Annotated in this window: 15 protein-coding genes and 1 other RNA gene; 9 read left to right on the top strand and 7 right to left on the bottom strand. The window is 36.3% G+C overall.

The genetic code is table 11. The features are described 5' to 3' along the window. Nucleotides 1–13 precede the first annotated feature (13 nt). On the top strand, nt 14–1,579 hold the full coding sequence (locus tag ND812_RS03515; protein WP_265374297.1) for a methyl-accepting chemotaxis protein: 1,566 nt from the start codon (nt 14–16) through the stop codon (nt 1,577–1,579). A gap of 24 nt (nt 1,580–1,603) precedes the next feature. Here ND812_RS03515 and ND812_RS03520 read toward each other — a convergent pair whose 3' ends face one another. Continuing rightward, the gene (locus ND812_RS03520) at nt 1,604–2,473 is read right to left on the bottom strand and encodes an alpha/beta hydrolase (protein ID WP_265374298.1); all 870 of its coding nucleotides are present in this window, start codon (nt 2,471–2,473) and stop codon (nt 1,604–1,606) included. A gap of 47 nt (nt 2,474–2,520) precedes the next feature. Next, nucleotides 2,521–3,111, bottom strand: coding sequence for a TetR/AcrR family transcriptional regulator (locus ND812_RS03525; RefSeq protein ID WP_265374299.1), 591 nt, complete (start codon nt 3,109–3,111; stop codon nt 2,521–2,523). A gap of 265 nt (nt 3,112–3,376) precedes the next feature. Here ND812_RS03525 and ND812_RS03530 point away from each other — a divergent pair, with 265 nt between their 5' ends. Next, complete coding sequence (locus ND812_RS03530) at nt 3,377–4,696, top strand: AAA family ATPase (protein ID WP_265374300.1); 1,320 nt, start codon at nt 3,377–3,379, stop codon at nt 4,694–4,696. A gap of 31 nt (nt 4,697–4,727) precedes the next feature. On the opposite strand, the gene ND812_RS03535 is transcribed toward ND812_RS03530, so the two are convergent. Both ND812_RS03535 and ND812_RS03540 read right to left on the bottom strand, forming a co-directional pair. Then, a complete protein-coding gene (locus ND812_RS03535) occupies nt 4,728–5,228 on the bottom strand; it encodes a DUF1579 domain-containing protein (RefSeq protein WP_265374301.1) in 501 nt (166 codons plus the stop codon). Nucleotides 5,229–5,274: 46 nt separating this feature from the next. Continuing rightward, nucleotides 5,275–5,826, bottom strand: a complete 552-nt coding sequence (locus ND812_RS03540) for a dihydrofolate reductase family protein (RefSeq protein WP_265374302.1) — start codon at nt 5,824–5,826, stop codon at nt 5,275–5,277. A gap of 268 nt (nt 5,827–6,094) precedes the next feature. On the opposite strand from ND812_RS03540, the gene ND812_RS03545 reads away from it, so the two are divergent. Both ND812_RS03545 and ND812_RS03550 read left to right on the top strand, forming a co-directional pair. After that, entirely contained in the window at nt 6,095–6,577 is a 483-nt protein-coding gene (locus ND812_RS03545; protein WP_265374303.1) for a GyrI-like domain-containing protein, read from the top strand. Nucleotides 6,578–6,704: 127 nt separating this feature from the next. Beyond that, nucleotides 6,705–9,761, top strand: coding sequence for a chitobiase/beta-hexosaminidase C-terminal domain-containing protein (locus tag ND812_RS03550; protein WP_265374304.1), 3,057 nt, complete (start codon nt 6,705–6,707; stop codon nt 9,759–9,761). Between the two features lie 165 nt (nt 9,762–9,926). Here ND812_RS03550 and ND812_RS03555 read toward each other — a convergent pair whose 3' ends face one another. After that, nucleotides 9,927–10,406 carry a hypothetical protein gene (locus ND812_RS03555; RefSeq protein WP_265374305.1) on the bottom strand — a complete coding sequence of 160 codons (480 nt, stop codon included), beginning with the start codon at nt 10,404–10,406 and terminating at the stop codon, nt 9,927–9,929. Nucleotides 10,407–10,803: 397 nt separating this feature from the next. On the opposite strand from ND812_RS03555, the gene ND812_RS03560 reads away from it, so the two are divergent. Then, nucleotides 10,804–11,472, top strand: coding sequence for a DUF1554 domain-containing protein (locus ND812_RS03560; protein WP_265374306.1), 669 nt, complete (start codon nt 10,804–10,806; stop codon nt 11,470–11,472). Between the two features lie 28 nt (nt 11,473–11,500). Here ND812_RS03560 and ND812_RS03565 read toward each other — a convergent pair whose 3' ends face one another. Beyond that, complete coding sequence (locus ND812_RS03565) at nt 11,501–12,760, bottom strand: hypothetical protein (RefSeq protein WP_265374307.1); 1,260 nt, start codon at nt 12,758–12,760, stop codon at nt 11,501–11,503. Between the two features lie 356 nt (nt 12,761–13,116). Next, nucleotides 13,117–13,466, bottom strand: a transfer-messenger RNA (tmRNA) gene (gene ssrA, locus ND812_RS03570). 97 nt (nt 13,467–13,563) lie between these two features. Between ssrA and ND812_RS03575 the strand changes: the two genes are divergently transcribed. The 4 genes from ND812_RS03575 (at nt 13,564) to ND812_RS03590 (ending at nt 16,642) form a co-directional block, all read left to right on the top strand. Then, nucleotides 13,564–14,709, top strand: coding sequence for an LIC13341 family surface-exposed protein (locus ND812_RS03575; RefSeq protein WP_265374308.1), 1,146 nt, complete (start codon nt 13,564–13,566; stop codon nt 14,707–14,709). 7 nt (nt 14,710–14,716) lie between these two features. Continuing rightward, nucleotides 14,717–15,373 carry an FFLEELY motif protein gene (locus ND812_RS03580; RefSeq protein WP_265374309.1) on the top strand — a complete coding sequence of 219 codons (657 nt, stop codon included), beginning with the start codon at nt 14,717–14,719 and terminating at the stop codon, nt 15,371–15,373. Further along, nucleotides 15,370–16,107: a flagellar motor protein MotB gene (locus ND812_RS03585; RefSeq protein ID WP_265374310.1), complete on the top strand. Its 738-nt coding sequence runs from the start codon at nt 15,370–15,372 to the stop codon at nt 16,105–16,107. The genes ND812_RS03580 and ND812_RS03585 overlap by 4 nt, the downstream gene beginning before the upstream one ends. 103 nt (nt 16,108–16,210) lie before the next feature. Beyond that, the gene (locus ND812_RS03590; protein WP_265374311.1) at nt 16,211–16,642 is read left to right on the top strand and encodes an LA_2478/LA_2722/LA_4182 family protein; all 432 of its coding nucleotides are present in this window, start codon (nt 16,211–16,213) and stop codon (nt 16,640–16,642) included. The last annotated feature ends 47 nt before the right edge of the window (nt 16,643–16,689 follow it).

A 16,689-nucleotide genomic window follows, 5' to 3' on the forward strand; every position in this document is an offset into this window, starting at 1 on the left:
TTGAGGGTATAGAGTGTTATCAATCGCAGATCTTTGGAAACAGGGAAAAATCATCATCAACCGAATTCGTTTTGGATTAGTATTACTCTTCCTACTTGCCATGATTGGGGCCAAAGATGAATTCCAGCCGAAGATGTACCTCATCCATATGATTGGAACTTGTACAATGGGTTTTTATTGTGCACTTGCTTATGTATTAGAAAAAAAAACAAACCCACCCACTTGGTTTCATAAAATTCTCATCTTAATGGACACATTAGTTTTATCATTAACCATTATCTTAGATTGTACGTTGAGTTTAGAAGAAGCAGAAGCGGCTCTTTCGAATGCAGTTGTGTATTTTATCTTTTTCTTTAACGCGATTTATTCTGGATTTTTAGGAGATCGTAAATTTGTTTTGATGAACTCACTTTTAGGTTCTGTCTTATCGGCGATAGCTTTGATAGTTGCGGTGAATGTCGGTGGTGTCCAACTTTCAGTGGATCCAAAACAATCACAAGATATTGGTTATGTTGGATTAGCAGGAGAAGTGATGAAACCGATTTTCATCATGATCGCTGGATACATTGTCAGTTTATTAGTCCAACTTTTGACAAAAATTAGTTCTTTAGCGGATATCAAAGCAGATGAAGCAGAAGTGCTCCTTCACCAAACAAAAGAACGAAGTAAAGTTTCTGCAAATGCTGCACTCAAATTGGAATCTTCGATTAGTAATTTTAGTAAATTTGTTTCCGATACATCTGTAAAATTAGAATCACAAGCGGCTTCTTTGGAAGAGATCACTGCTGTGATTTCTGAACTTTCAAGTTCCTTTGAATCCAATGGAGTTTCCATTGAAGAACAAAATAATAAAGTACAAAGTATGGTTGCTGATACAGTAGAATTAAAAGAGACAGTTGACCAAATATTAATCCAAAGTGAACAACTTGTGGAAATTGCAGAAATCAATAAAAAAGAAAGTATGTCCGTCACAGAAGTGGCAGACCAAACTGCATCTCATTTGGAATCCATCCAAGCCTCTTTTGACCAAGTGAATGAAATCAATAATATTGTTGCAGAAATTGGAGAAAAGACAAACTTACTTGCGTTAAATGCTTCCATTGAAGCTGCTCGTGCGGGTGATGTTGGTAAAGGTTTTGCTGTAGTTGCCAATGAAGTGAGTAAACTCGCTGAATTTACAAAGAATAACGTAAAACGTATATCAAGTGTTGTCAAAAGTTCAAAAGAGATCATCACCAATGCAAGGAATGCATCAAAAAATACAGGTGAACTCGCAAAATCACAAATTGATCGCCTAAACCAAACTTTAGTGCAAATCCAAAATATGAACCAACTCTATATCGAACAAAGGAACACTTTGTCTTCCATTTTATCGGAATTGTCTCAAATCAGAGAATTATCGAATCAGATTGCGGGATCCACTAAAGAACAATTATTAGGTCAAAAAGAAGCCTCCAAAGGAATCATCCAATTGGAGATGGAAGTGAATGAAATCAGTCGTGCTTCAAAAGACTTAGAAGAACATATCCAAATGATCAAAGAAGAAGCCAATACCTTGGCTTCTATGGGGAATCAATAAAAAAATATCCTAATGTTTTGAATGTTAGTGATTCGTTAGAAAGTTAAGTATCTCATCCCTCACTGTGTCGGATCGTAATATCATTTTATGACCCAATCCATTTGTTGTGATGAGTTTTCCTTGTTTCCATGATCTTGCAACTACCTCACCCATACTGTAAGGGATTTCAATATCATCTCGGTCATGGATGACTAATAATTGATTCTTAAAGTTGGGACCAGAAGTTTCTAAATCAATACTTGCCATGGTTCGTTTGACTTTTTTCTCCAAAACCAAACGCATATTGATTTCTTCCATTTCCGTTAAGTCAAAATGCCTACTAAAATCCTGGATCAATAATTCCAATTTGGATGGTGGTGCAATATAAACCAATTTGTTTGCACTGACACCTAACTCTTGTGCTACTGTCGCAACAGCTCCACCAAAAGAATGTGTAATGATAAAATTAGGATCTCCAATCTGATTTGTGAGTTCTTTTACAATTTTTGCAGATAAGACAATATTGGAATACCGGCCTGAAGAAAATCCATGGCCCGGTAAATCTATTCCTATAACTTTATAACCCTCTTCGATGAGGGATGGGATGAACCTTGAAAAGTTTCCAGTATGACCATTCCATCCATGGATGAGTAAAATAGTTCCTTTTGAATCTCCTTCCGAATTCCAAATATAATATTGAATTTTATGTTCCCTTACATGTAACATTGATTTGGTTGCTTTTTCTAATACATCCATTTCCTTTCTAGAAGGACTTTGTTTCTGGGTTTTCAAAAACTTTTGAACGGTGACAAATCCTATCCAAGTCGGATTCTTTTTTGCAAATTCCCATTTTTTTTCCATGGGGATTGGGTATTCTCCGTTTAAAGAACGAACGATCGTGCTAATTGTATTCATAAAATTCTCCTATATTCCTTTGTTTTCGCATCCAAATTGGTATTCGTTTATTTCATATGTCGTTTGATTAATTCGTTAAAACACTGTTTGGTTCGTTTTTCGGAAGATTTATCTTCCAATAATCGATTGTAAAAATGAAAGGATAAGACAAGCCCCCAAATTTCTTGGACCAACTGCTCCACATTTGTTTTCGGATCTAACTCTCCTTTTTCTTTGGCTTCTTCCACAAATTGTTTTAAGGAAGAGTGCCATGAGAGTTGGATTTTTCGTAAATGATCACGCACAATCCCAGGTCTGTCATCAAACTCAGAACTTGATGCCAAAAACAAACATCCACCAGGCAAATCAGAACGATTGGACCAATCAAGCCAACTTACAAACGCATTCCGTAATCTTGTCATTCCTGGTTTGGATTTTAAAGCGGGGTATAACACATAACGTCGAAAAAGTTCACTCCCTTTTCGCAAAACATCGATTTGGAGATTTTCTTTCGAAGAAAATTTAGCAAAGAGCCCACTTTTGGACATTCCCAATTCTTCCGCAAGTGTTCCAATGGTAAGCCCTTCCAAACCATGCACACTTGCAATTTGAACAGCCCGGTCTAAAATCAATGATTTTGTCTCTTCGCCCTTGCTCATAATATTAGTACGATCGTTCGTTTAATTTTGTAAACTCTTTTTTTGAGGTTGGGGTGCCTCAAAAGGTAGGAATTTCAGATCCAATTGAAACATGACCGGGCCTTACGCTTCCATCTTTCGTTTCTCGAAAGGATGTCCGCTACAGTCCCTGGCGCGGAGATTCGGTTTATCAGGGACATTGGTGTGGGAATTTGGTAGAAATATGTTTTGCCTTTTCTTTTGGAATCTTAGAATAATGACAGTTAGTATCTTGTAACACCATCGTATGGCATCACAAAAAAAGAATCACGAATTTTCAAATATTATAAAATCACTCAAACAAAATGGAAGAGAATCAGAAGTAGAAACTCGATTGGTATTACCACTAATTCAGTTGTTCGGTTTTAACAATGAAAACTTTCGAGATAAAGTATCCTTAAAAAATTGTGGTGAAGCAGACTTTGTTTGTTATGTAGATCAAAAACCATTTCTAGTGATTGAAACAAAATCAAATTCAGTAAATTTATCTGATCCTAACGGAAAACCTTACTTGGATACTAAATTTCAATTATTTGAATATATGCGTTCAAAAGAATTGCAGCAGGTTCCATTTGGATTATTGATCAATGGCAAAAACGCACAGATTTTCAAAAGGAAAGAAAATATTATTTTCCCCTTAACTGAAATTTTAAACTTAGAATCAAATACAGATAAATCGATTTCCACCTTAAAAAAATATTTAAAAAAACCATTTCAATACGAAGAAAGTTTTAATTCTGCAATTATTGCTATTTATAATAATAAGGGTGGAGTTGGTAAAACAGTCACAACAGGTAACTTTGCAGGAGTACTAGCGGAAAAAGGGAAAAATGTATTACTCATTGATTTAGACCCTCAACAAAGAGATCTAACCGATTCTTTTAAAATTGATCATAAAAAGATGGATTCATCCACAAGTATCTTTGATATTTTACTTGGTAAAGAAATCAAGGAGGGAATCAAAACAATTCCAATCAGAAAAAATTTACACATCATCAAAGGTGATGAACGTTTTGATAGTTCTACGTATGCGACTAAATCAATAAGCCTTTCTATGATTAAGAAATTTAGAAAGTTATTGGAGATGTTTAGTAGCAGAGGTAAATTTGATTATATCTTGATCGATTGTCCGACAAACTGGAGTTTTTTTAGTAAAATGGGTGTTTCTGTTTCGGATGCAGTTTTAATACCTGTAAACTACCAAGCAGCCCAAGCAATCCATAATGCAGTTCAAGTAATAGAGAAATTTATTCCAGAAGTATGGTATGAGAGAAATGGGAATGGGCCAGAAGTTTTACCCATTCTTTTTAATAATGCATATACGGATCAAACGAGTAAAAAACATTTTGATGATGTAAGGCGTGATGAGATTAGAAAATTAACAAAAGATAAATGGTATTTAAAACTATTTGATGAAGTGATTGAAATCAAACACCATCACGAAATTTCAACTTCTCTTTTTCTACACATTGATCAAAATGGACCATCTCCCTATACTTTAAAAAACAAAAACTCGAAAGCATTTAAAGAATATGAAGAAGTGATAGGAAAACTTTTTGGAATTTAAACCAAAAAGTTAAATACAATCCTTGTGATCATTAATTTACTTTTTTATAAAATGTCTCCGTTGCTTTTGCCTCTTCTCCTTTTGGGCTGATATTATAGGTTGTGAGTGAAAATTCTGCTTCACCTAGGATTTGAAATTCTGTCCTCCAACCCCAAAGGTCTTCTCCATATTCTGGATTACCATACGATCCTGTCATAACGAATCCATTTCCCTTTTGTGGTCCACTAGACAACATGATTTGTGTTCCCATATGAAAACTATCAATCCAAGAACTCGTATAACGTTGGTAAGGGATATCATATCCGACGATCATTTTTCCTTCGATTGGTTTCCCTTCTAAACTACCTTTGGTATCTAGGCAAATAAACCGACCACCTAATATGCTTGTGATGGTGGTTTCTGCTGCTGATTCATCAGCCAATTCATCTTTTTCAAACCAAGTTTTTGTGGTTCCTTGCCATTGCCCAATGAGTTGTTTTAAATGTTTATGTGCTCCTTCTTCTAAAGAAATATTGAATTTGTTAGTGGTCATAATGAATTTTCCTTTTTGGATTTTGTTTGTTAAATTTGCAATATATCTAAGGTGTATAACGAAGGATCACTGCACCAGAGGAAAATGAATTTGTTTCAATTCGTTTTAAAGGAATGTTTGGTATGCCTTCTTGGAATAATTTTCTTCCCTTTCCCAAAAATACAGGTGCGATGCAAATCCTGTATTCGTCGAATAGATTTGCTTTCATCAAAGATGCCGATAAGATTCCACTTCCAAAGACAAACATATTCCCTGAACCTTCGTTTTTTAATTTTGATATTTCTTTCACTGCATCTTTGACGATAGTGGTATTTTTCCAATTTGCAGATTGGAGCGTTGTGGAACATGCAAGTTTAGGGAGATTGTTCATGAATTTTGCAACTTCTCCTTCATCTTCTGGAGCATTTGTCCAATAATCAGCCATTCCTTGGTAAGTTGTTGCACCAAACACAAGAATCTCGATTGATCGCAGTTGTGTTAAAATGAAGTCTTCGAGTTCTTTTCCCCAAGCAAGCCCATGGAAACTAAGGTCCCAATTTTTTTCACCTTCGAAGTATCCATCTAAGGTTATTAAATTCCACATAATTAATTTTCTCATCATGACCTTCTTTTATACTGATTTTAAATGGTAATTGTTATGAATGTTACAAAATGTATCATATCAACTTTCATTCCAAAAGGTATATCTGTTTTTTGAATTGAAGTCAAGAAGTTTGCAATGTGTAGGGAATTCATTTACAAACATAGCGTAAATTTTTTATTTCAAAAAGATATATTATCATCTCAAATCGATGTTAATTGATTCGATTATTTTTCGCTTTGAATGGTAGTTGCTTTTTTAGGAACGAGTATGGAAATCGAATTGGATGGAAACAAAGATCGTAACAATAGAACAAAAGTATTTGGTTGGGAAAAAATTGGAGATGTCTCTAGCCAATCCATTAACTCCGATACTATGGAAATCGTTTAAACCGATCATCCCTATAATCTTACATCGAAATTCAAATGAACTCATTTCTCTCTCAGTATATCCGACGAATTATTTTCAATCGTTTGATCCCAATTCCAAGTTCCAAAAATGGGCAGTCGTAGAAGTTTCGAAGTTTTCCGACCTGCCTCCGGAAACAGAAGGATATACACTTGTGAGTGGATTGTATGCAGAATTTGTTTACAAAGGATTACCGAGTGACGCAGGACCTTTTTTCCATTCGATCTTTATGAATTGGTTACCTAATTCTGGCTTCCAATTAGACAATCGTCCTCATTTTGAAGTGATGGGAGAGAAATATAGAAACGACGATCCAGAATCTGAAGAAATGGTTTATATTCCGATTCAGCACACAACGTAGATACCTTGAGAAATTGATGGAGTTTTGGAACTTACAATCACCTAACAAATTCGTTGACAATAGCTAGTATCAGAAAGACTCTGAGTACCCGCGGCACAAACACGCACATTTGAAAAGGAATTGAAAAATGAATTCAAAAATACTGATCGTTCTATTATTAGGTATCTCCTCATTTCGTTGTATCGGTTTTTTACTCCCGCAAGAGAAACAAAACCAACCTTCTTTTTTAGCCTCCTTTTTAGGACTTTTTAGTTCCAATCCAGTATCATCTCGAAGTGTATCTGGGGAGGTTGGACCGAGTGGTGGTACATTACAAGCTACTGATGGTAGTTTCTCATTTGAAATTCCGGCTGGTGCACTTTCAGAAACAAAGGTCATCACTATTTCTCGGAATGTTAACCCTAATGGTTCCATTCCTTCCGAATATGGAGCAACAAGTCCTGTTTTTAAATTTGAGCCTGAAGGGTTAAAGTTCTTAAAGCCCACTTATTTAACAATTAACTACGAACAAGGACGATTGCCAGAAGCTGGTATCGAAGAACGTAGTGTTGGTATGTATTACATAAAAGATGATTCCACTCTTGAGAAAATGAAAAAAGTATCTGTGGATTATTCATCTAATACAATGAAGGTGGAGGTGATTCATTTTTCATTCGGAGTTGGATTGAACATTCAAATTTGGCTAGTTTCGAGTGGAATCATAACCAATCCCAATCCAGTTTCCAACGTTGCTGATAAAGTGATAGAGGAATTGGCAAATTTTGCTGACTACGGATATGCAAGTGTTAGCGAGTATTACCAAGCCAATGCGGGAATTCTTGGACCTTTTATCAATCAAATAGTAGCAGTATTGGGAACAGATCCGATCACTGCTGCTTTTCCTACGGCAGATTTTGACGGAGATGGAGCACCTAACTTTGAAGACCCGATGGTACCTTCACTTGGACCCGTCATCACTGTAAATTCAATTTCGGCACAAAATGTAAGTACACTCTCTGGTTCCGTATTATCGACAGAGATCCAATGGAAATCTTCAAAAACAGGGACATATTCCATTCGAAAGAATGCAGCTGATTGTAATTCGGGAACTGTTTTATATTCAGGAAGTGTGACAGCTAATGTGAACCAAACTTCTGGTTCAATACTTGCTTCATCATTAAATTTAGGTTCAAATGCACTTCGGATATGTGTGACAAGCAGTGGAATAACAGGTTTTGGTGTTGCAACGGTTAACCGAGATGACACAGCTCCTGGTGTCACAATTTTCCCATCTGGTGGAAATTATGGATCTGTACAATCAATTGTATTGAATTGTTCTGATACTGGTGGTGCAGGATGTTCCAAAGTGATCTATACATCAAATGGAACTACACCATCATTTGGTGCCAACTGTTCAGTAAATTCTGGTAGTGTATACACAACTTCAATCCCAACTCCAAATCAAACCACTACAACATTTAAAGTAAGGACTTGCGACCAAGCAGGAAACCAGTCGGTTGTTTATAGTGAAACTTATACGGTGGATACTGTTGTTCCAACAATCACAATCAATAGTGTTCTTCCTTCTACCTATTTAAAATCTGGACAAACCGCTACAATCAATTGGAAGTCGGATAAGGCAGGAAATTATCTTTTGAAACTTGGCACTTCATGTGCAGCGGGAACTCCTCTCGTAGGAACAAATGTTTCAGGAACAGTGGCGGCCAATGAATCAGTTACAACTGAAATTCCAGTTGCGTCGTTAGGTGCTGAAGGGAACAAAACAGTTTTGGTTTGTGTGGCGAATTTAATCGGAACAAATGGGTCGTCTTCCGTTTCATATGTTTTAGATTTTTCTAATCCAGTCATCACAGCTTCTGTTAACAATGGTACCTATACTCTCCCACAATCACTGACAATCAATTGTGATGACCTTCATTCAGGTTGCCAAGAGATCATTTACACAACAAACGGAACTAGTCCATCGTTTGATGGATCAGGAACCATTCAGAATGGCCAATTATATACAGGATCAATCATCACACCTAACAATACTGTGATTGAATATCGGTTTTTGGCAAAAGACCATGCAGGAAATGTTTCTAATGAACTTGTAAGAAATTTTACGATTGGGGAATTGATACCTAAATTTACATCGTTTGAAGTTCCAGAATCTGGAACAAAAGGTGTTATTGATGAAACAGAAAAATCAATTACATTAAATATTCCAAATACTCTTAAGAATCCTTTCCTTATACCGACCTACACGACTGAAAATACTACTGCAGTTGTATATACAGCTGCACTTCCTCAACTAGTTCCATTCAATCCTGCAGATGAGATGATTAGAGTTAATTTATCGGAAGGTAGAATGCTTTCAGGCGAACTAACTGTAATCAGCCCAACTGGAACTCGAGTTGATTACAAAATTTATACGATTTGGCTTCATGGTGTAATCTCTCCAGATGTGATTGGTATATCTACACAATACAAACTCTTTCTGATGGGTTGGTTTAGTGAACAGGCACAATTTCATTTTGAAACACCTAATGGTAATATTCCGATTACATGTGCAAAGGCCGAAGATTGGAACGAATACAATCTTAAATACGCATGCAATTTTACACCGATCAATGTTGGTAATGGATATTTGATGGATTTAATTGTTACAGAAAATTTACCTTTTCATTCTTTCCGATATTATAGTAAATTTAAAATGGCAGCTGTAAAAAACGGAGCAGGGGAAGCGAATGGAGAAATTCCATACTGCAACATTCAATATCCATCTTCTATTACAATGCCTGTGCCTGGAGATACTGAGATGATTTATGCGCGTGTTTATTATCCGGGACTCACAAGTAGTACAGTAGAAAATACAGCTGTATCTGGTGAAATTGGCATGGGTCCAACAGGAACCGATCCTCGCACAAATCCATTTTGGTACTTTACACCTGCCAAATACAATAAGACCGAATGGAGTATGGATACCAATAACGCTGAGTATATGGCAAAATTGAATGTGTATCGAGGTCTTCGATCCAGATCTTATGTAGCAAGATTTTCTATTGATAAAGGGTTAAATTATACTTATTGCGATATAAATGGAAGTGGGTCCAATAGAAATTTAATGGGAAATTATTATCCAGAACTTGAATTTACTTTAGACAAACTTGGTTTGATTACTGTAACAAATCCGTATCCGTAACAAATCGATTTTCAATTTAAGAATCTCAGTCAATGCAAACAATAGCATTTTAATTTTTTAAGGTGCTGTTGTTTGTTTTGAATTACCTAATATAGATTCCTTATCTATTTGTATTTGAAACAAAATACCTCAAATCTAAGCATCTGCGAACGTTCGCTAAATTGTTCAAACCAACGGTGGCCAAACACTACTTTTGGTCGGTTCATCTGGCATATAAACAACCCAAAGTTTATCACCGACTTTTTTTGTTAGATGGACTGATTCATAAATATTACCAACGTTTCCGACATGTTTTTGGCCATTGGCTTCAAATAAAAATTCCACAACAGTGGGTGATTTTCCGTTTAGTGACTGAGTGTAATCTTTTCGTATTTCTGTGATTTCACCTACCGTTGCTGTACCAAGTTCTAATGGTAGCAGTTCGTCTTTGGCAGTTTGTAATCCCTTTCGCCAACAAAAGATTCCAATGATAGGTAAAAGAATTGTCCAACAAAATGGGATCGTAAAAAAAATTCCAATGAGGGTCATCACATTCCCTGTGTATTTGATCCTTCTTACAAATTGATTGGGTAGGGCTCTCGGTGTTTTGGGAGGTTCTGTTCCAAGTTCGTCAGAGTTGTAAGAATAGGCAAGTGTCCGTCCCACCGCAGTTTTTACAGTTACTCAAACTTTTGTCTATGTATTGTGATTTGCACCAAGGGCATTGGATGATGAGATCAAAAGGCATATTGGTTCCGTTTCCAATCAATAAAATCCTTAAGAGAAATTGTCAAGATTAGTTTAGAAGGGACTGGAATCGAACGTAAAACAAGTTGATCTTAATCACTCAACAAATGTCTCTATCAAAGATAACGTTACTGATTCCAGCTAACAATCAATAGATCATGAACAGCGATCTTAAGTTGATTCTAAACAATTGTTGATTTTCTCATTCGATTGTTTCGGATTTTTGTTTGATTCCAAATATTGTTTGAAATCAAAATGATTTAGAAAGGTACGATTTCGTAGTTGATTCGAAAACATATGTGCTTATAATCAAAGTATGCATTATTTGTTTTTGAGTTTGATTTTCCTTTTTTTCCAATGCACACAGCCAACACTCAACAATCCGAGTGACATCCAATCCGATGCATTTAAGGAAAATGAAACACTTCTGTGCCTCACGGGGCAACTTTCTACTTGTAACATCCCCGTTCCTGTCTGTACTGAATGTAGGTTTTATACAACAAGTTCAACGTATGTTGGAAATCGAGAAGGGATTACTGGTGCTGATGCAATCTGTATGAGTGATGCTAAAAAACCACCACTTCCAAGTCGAGCCGTCTATAAGGCCTTCCTTGTGGATGATCTGAACCGTATTGCCTGTACAACTTCAAATTGTACCACAGGTGGAAATACAGAACATAAAGATTGGATCTTAAAGCCAAATACTTCTTATTATAGAGCTGCGGATTCCCAAAAGTTTGCGGTAACTGATAATTTTGGAATCTTTACTTCACAATTATTAGATGTTGATGTAAATGCACTATCAAGCATACATACTGGTCTTGCAACCGGTGGTTGGACAACACGCACAAATAACCATTGCAATCGTTGGACAGATGGAACCGGTACAAACAATTCTGGTGTTGCAGCAACGGGCACATCAATTTTTACTTCTACATTAGGGAGTTGTAATGCACTTTCCGTTATCCTTTGTGTGGAACAATAAAAAAAGGCTCACCTCAATCAAATGAGGTTTAGAATTCGATTGGAGTATAAAAAGACATTTCAATGGTAGTAAGTGAAATTTTATAACCATTTTGATTATAAAATGGTCCACCAATACCTAATCGCCAATTGATTACTCCAATTGGTATTTCCCAAAATACATAAAAACTTTTTGCATAATTGGAGGAAGAGTTCACACGTCCTATTCCTAATGTCAAAAGAGCATACAATTCGAGAGGATTCAGTTGGTTTCCTGTGAGTTGAGAATAGAACAAAGCGAGTAATGGATCTATTGATTTAGGATTCACATCACCTTTTAACAGAGTATAAAGACCAAGTGCTTCTAAGTTATTTCCAGAAGACAAATGTGACAATAGGTAAACACGGTATGGGTCTGCATCAATGTTACCATTATTAAGCAATGAATACCTTCCCATATTATCGATTTTTTCATCTAAATTTCGACCTGAACTAAATACGAGAAAATTGTTAAAATAACCATTTCCATCATTAAAATCTGCAGTACCTTGGATATTGACTTTTGAATATCCAAAACCAGCACCTAACCGAAAGTGGTCGTTCCCTTTTTTTCCAAAATAGATTGCAGGAAGTAACATGTGGTAACTACCATACGTTTCTGTTCCTAAATCCTTATTGGTGTATTGTTTGATAGGAGATGAGTCCTTGGAAGAATTCGAATCTTCACTTGATGAACTGTTGGTAGCAACGACATCTGTTATTTTTTGTTTTGATTGTCTAAAGTTTACGTTACGATTTAGTATGAATAAACCCCAATTTTCACCTATTTGCCATTCAGGAGATTTTAAGTCGTAAAGAAAGGTTAGATTTTGGTCCATCCTTTGGTCATCTTTCATGACTGCATTTCCACCTGTATCGGATTGGATGGTAAGGTCCGTTAAATTTGCTTGTACACCAGGATAAAAGGTAAGGAAACGGGAACCATTTTCCTTCTTTAACGAAAATTCCTTCGGTGGTTCATATGGTTTTTTTGGTGTAAGAGGAATGATTGTCTGATCATTTTGAAACTTAATTTTTAATTCTTGGACGCCATCATTGGAAAGTTTTGAATTTAGATTTTTTGCCGGAAGTTTTTGGTTTGTCTCTTGGGATAATATCGGAATTGAGAATAAGTATAATGAAAAGATAATATATCTAAAAAAAGTTTCCACTAACGCATGTTTCAAACGAATGAATAAATAACCAGCATATTTTTGCGTTAGGTTATAAACTCTATTGGTAAAAATCCTTACGTATTCATTAAAAATCACTTAAACTCGATAGTGTGATAACCGTTGTGAGGGTGTTTATTGCGAAAAGCACCCATGGATGGGTGCGGGCGGGAGCTCTGGCCAGGGAGGGCCAGGCGAACGCGAGCAATGAATATCCGAACTTTGGAGACGCTCGGTGAGTCGGCTTCGACGGTTCTCCCGTCCAGGTCGAACACGTTCCAGCCCGTCCCGCATCAGCCTTCGCACATCGTGTGCTCAGGACGAAATGGCTTAACGCACGCAGACAGGGGTGTCCCAGTCCGCGAGCTACCATTTCTCTCTGCTGCGGTCGTTCGACTCCCGTCGTAATTTTTTTGTTAGATGAAATTGATTTGTAAAATATTTAAAATGAAACTTTGGAGACGCCGGGAGTCGAACCCGGGTCCTATCGTCCTCAAACGCAGCTTCTACACGTTTAGTTTGCAAATAAATTTCGGAAAGACTTACCCTACAAACGGGGGACTAATTCCTATCCTACTTAGAGTTCAATCCGGTTCGAAGCGGGCAACAAATCCGAAAGGTCCTTAGAGAGGTGTCGGTTTCTAGGCCACCCAAGGAAACAGCCACCGAAACCGTAGAGCTTAAAATTAAGCTGCTAGAGCAAATTCGTTATTTGCAGTTATTGTTTTGAAGGTTTTTAAGAGGTCCCTCACCCCTACGTGCCACTGAATCCAAGCCAACAACAGTCGAAACCAATGTCGTCCCCAATTCTTACTACTTAGACGATGATAATCGTCTGGATTGTACCGAAAAGCAAAAAAGGTTGAATTGAGGTTTTAGTGTGCTGGAATGATTGTATCCTTATGAATTTTTCCCGTTCTTACTTCTATTCATTGTCTTTTCTCTTTTTTCTCCTGATTTTTTTTCCGTTTTGTTCCCAAAAGGAACACCCTTCCGATAAGGAAATCCGCTTGGCTGTTTATGGAAAGGAAGAGGGAGATCCCATCCGTATCCTTGGGCAAAAACAAATCAATTTGGATGAAACACAAGAAATGGAAACGCTTGTTTTGTTCCAGTCTGGGCAAAGTGAAGTGTTGTCCGCATTTCGGAAAGAGGGATCAAGTTGGACCTTTTTATGGAAGTTAGAATTTTTTCTAAAAGATTTAGGACCTATGTATTATGACGGCAAACAAAACAAATGGTTGGCTGGATCCATTTCAGGAAAAGAAAAACCAACGTTTGCTGGTGATTGTTTGAGACGTGTTGTCGTTGCAGAACTGCCTGGAGATAATTTTAATTCTGTATTCATAGAAGTTTTGTCCGAGGAACCTCCGTTAGGTTTATTTTCAGTTCCAATGGGATATCGTAAGGGCAAAAAAATTTGGGACGGTTACCAACTCAAGGAACATGAAGAATTGAAACGTAGCAAACGTGTTGAGTTTGAATACAGTGCCAAAGACAAGTCATTTCGAATTTTTCCAACCAATCCGAATTATTCACAAGAATTTGTGTTTAATGGATGGGAAATGATTGCAAACCTTCCAATGCAACCTGTTCCTTCTTTTGTATCCTTAGAAGTAGAACCAAAGTTTGAAATAGGAAAAGAATCTCTTGTGACCTTACAACTTAAGAACAGGGGCAATTATGTGAGTTTAACATATCTCTCTCTTTCTTTTCCAGATTCTGGATCTCTTCGGTTGGCAAATGAAACACAAGGTGTCCGATTGTATAAAAAGGGAGATATTGTATACAATGTGGTTCAAAATAAAAAAATCCCAGCGGAATATCCATTATTAGAAGTTACAAAGGAAGGATGGGCAAATAACTTTCGTTATGGTGTAAAATTTTATTACACTCCAAGTTCTAAGGAAATTCCTCGAATTTTATTTCGTTCAACATATAAGTTTTACCAAGAAATCATTTCGATTCCCAATCAATATTCAATCGCACCTTTTGAGAGAGACCAACAAGGATTTCCATCTTACATTTTGAATGGGATGACAAATTAATTTTGAGATGAAATCAAACAAAATCACAGAGGAAATCTTAGTAGCGAGGCGAGAAATTGTTCGAGTCCAAGTGGAACGATTTCAGTTGTTTTATACTGATTTTTTCCACAGAGCAGAAACAATTGCTATGGCAAAGTTTTTCTTTGAAACGGTATATAATTTGGATGGTAAGGAAGAATGGGAAAACTTAGCATTCCAAACTTATGACAAAGTGAAAAACATGCTAAAAGAAGGCACTCGTGAAAGTATCGAAAGGTTGATGGAATTAAACTCAATTACAGATGAATTAGATATCCAAATGGCAAAACTTTTATTAAAAAAAGGTTGGGTCTATGGAAACGAAATTAGCCAAGACGAATACTTTCAATTGTTTTGCGAATTGGACAAACGAGAACTTCGTAAAAAACAATTAGAAGTGGTACTGTTCAATTTAAAAAAATTTTACGAACTTGCGCATAAACCTGTTAGTGCTTATATCATCAAACCTGCTGCGATGATGTCTAAACTACTTGGTGTATACCCACTTTTTAAAAAAGTAGAACAAGGTTATTATGCAACTTTGCCCGTCAATCAGACGTTATTCGACGAATTTTATGTTTTGGTCAAAGAGAAAGAGTGGGATTTTTTATTCCAAGCCTTTCCATCTCTTAAAGAGGAATTATGAGAAGACGATCCCGTTTTGTTTCCAAAGAAGAAGAACATGTAGAAGCTCACGATCGTTGGTTGTTAACCTATGCTGATATGATTACACTTCTATTGGGATTGTTCATCATTCTTTATGCCGTGAGTAAAGTAGATTCCAAACGATTGAACGAAGTGGCTAAAGACATCAAACTAGGATTTGGATTGAATGTAAGTTCCGTAGGTGCACTTCTTGATGGTGGTTCAGGGATTTTAGAAGATGATACGATGGTACCAAAATCGGAAGTATTTCGACTTTGGGAAAGAATTGGTTTTGCACTTAAAACTCTTAAAGAAAAGGCAAAATTAAAACTGGGCCTTGCTGAAACAGAAGAGCTAAAATTAACATTTGCCGGTTCCGACCTAGCTTCGGATGACGTACTCAAAACCGATCCCGATCTCAAATTTGCCTTTGAACAGTTGGCTATTTTATCCAAAGGAATGGATATTGATATTGTTGTTCGTGTTCATATTCCTTACGAATCACAAATTGATAAATCCAAATTCCAAAACTCTTGGGATTATCATTCCAATCGTGCTTCCTTACTCGCTGAAAAGTTGGTAAACGAATACGGAATTCCAAAGGAAAAAGTATCTGTACAAGGTTATGCGATGTTTCAAAAATCTAAAACTTCCGACACACCTGAAAAAAAAGCGAATGAAGAACGGATCGAAATTTTAATTCGAAAAAAAGAAACAGTAGAGAATGCGAAATGATAGAAAATGTTAACAAATTTTCTTTTCAATTTTAGAAAGAATAAAACGATAGCAAAGCAGTTCCAAATCATTTTTGTATCAGAATCTTTATAGGCATAACACAATGAATCCAATCTTAATTGTCACAAAACACCGAATCAATTTGAAACAATTTGCAAGTTTATGTCTATTGTTGTTACTCTTTGTAACTTGCAAAAAAGAAAAAGGTATCAATCACATTGAATGGCAAAATGAATCCTTGGGTTTAACATCTGAATTATGTAAAAAATTTCGTGAATGTGCCGACACAGAATGGAAATCAATTCCTGAAAATTTAAAAAAATTTACGGAAGGTCGATTGGAAGAATCAAACTGCCAAAAACGATTCCGTGAAAGTAATGCATACAAATTGATAGGTAACGATCCTAAGTTAATCCAATCGTCTTACGTAGAATGTCACAAGTTGGTAATGGCCATGACTTGTTCGGATTTACAATCTGGAAAAATGGATTCCATCAATGCCTGTGTTACATTCCAACAAATTCAAAATCGATAATTTATTAAATTTCGTCATTAAAAGAAAATCTATAAGAATGTTTGAAT

The sequence above is a fragment of the Leptospira limi genome, assembly GCF_026151395.1.
Lineage (GTDB): Bacteria > Spirochaetota > Leptospiria > Leptospirales > Leptospiraceae > Leptospira_A > Leptospira_A limi.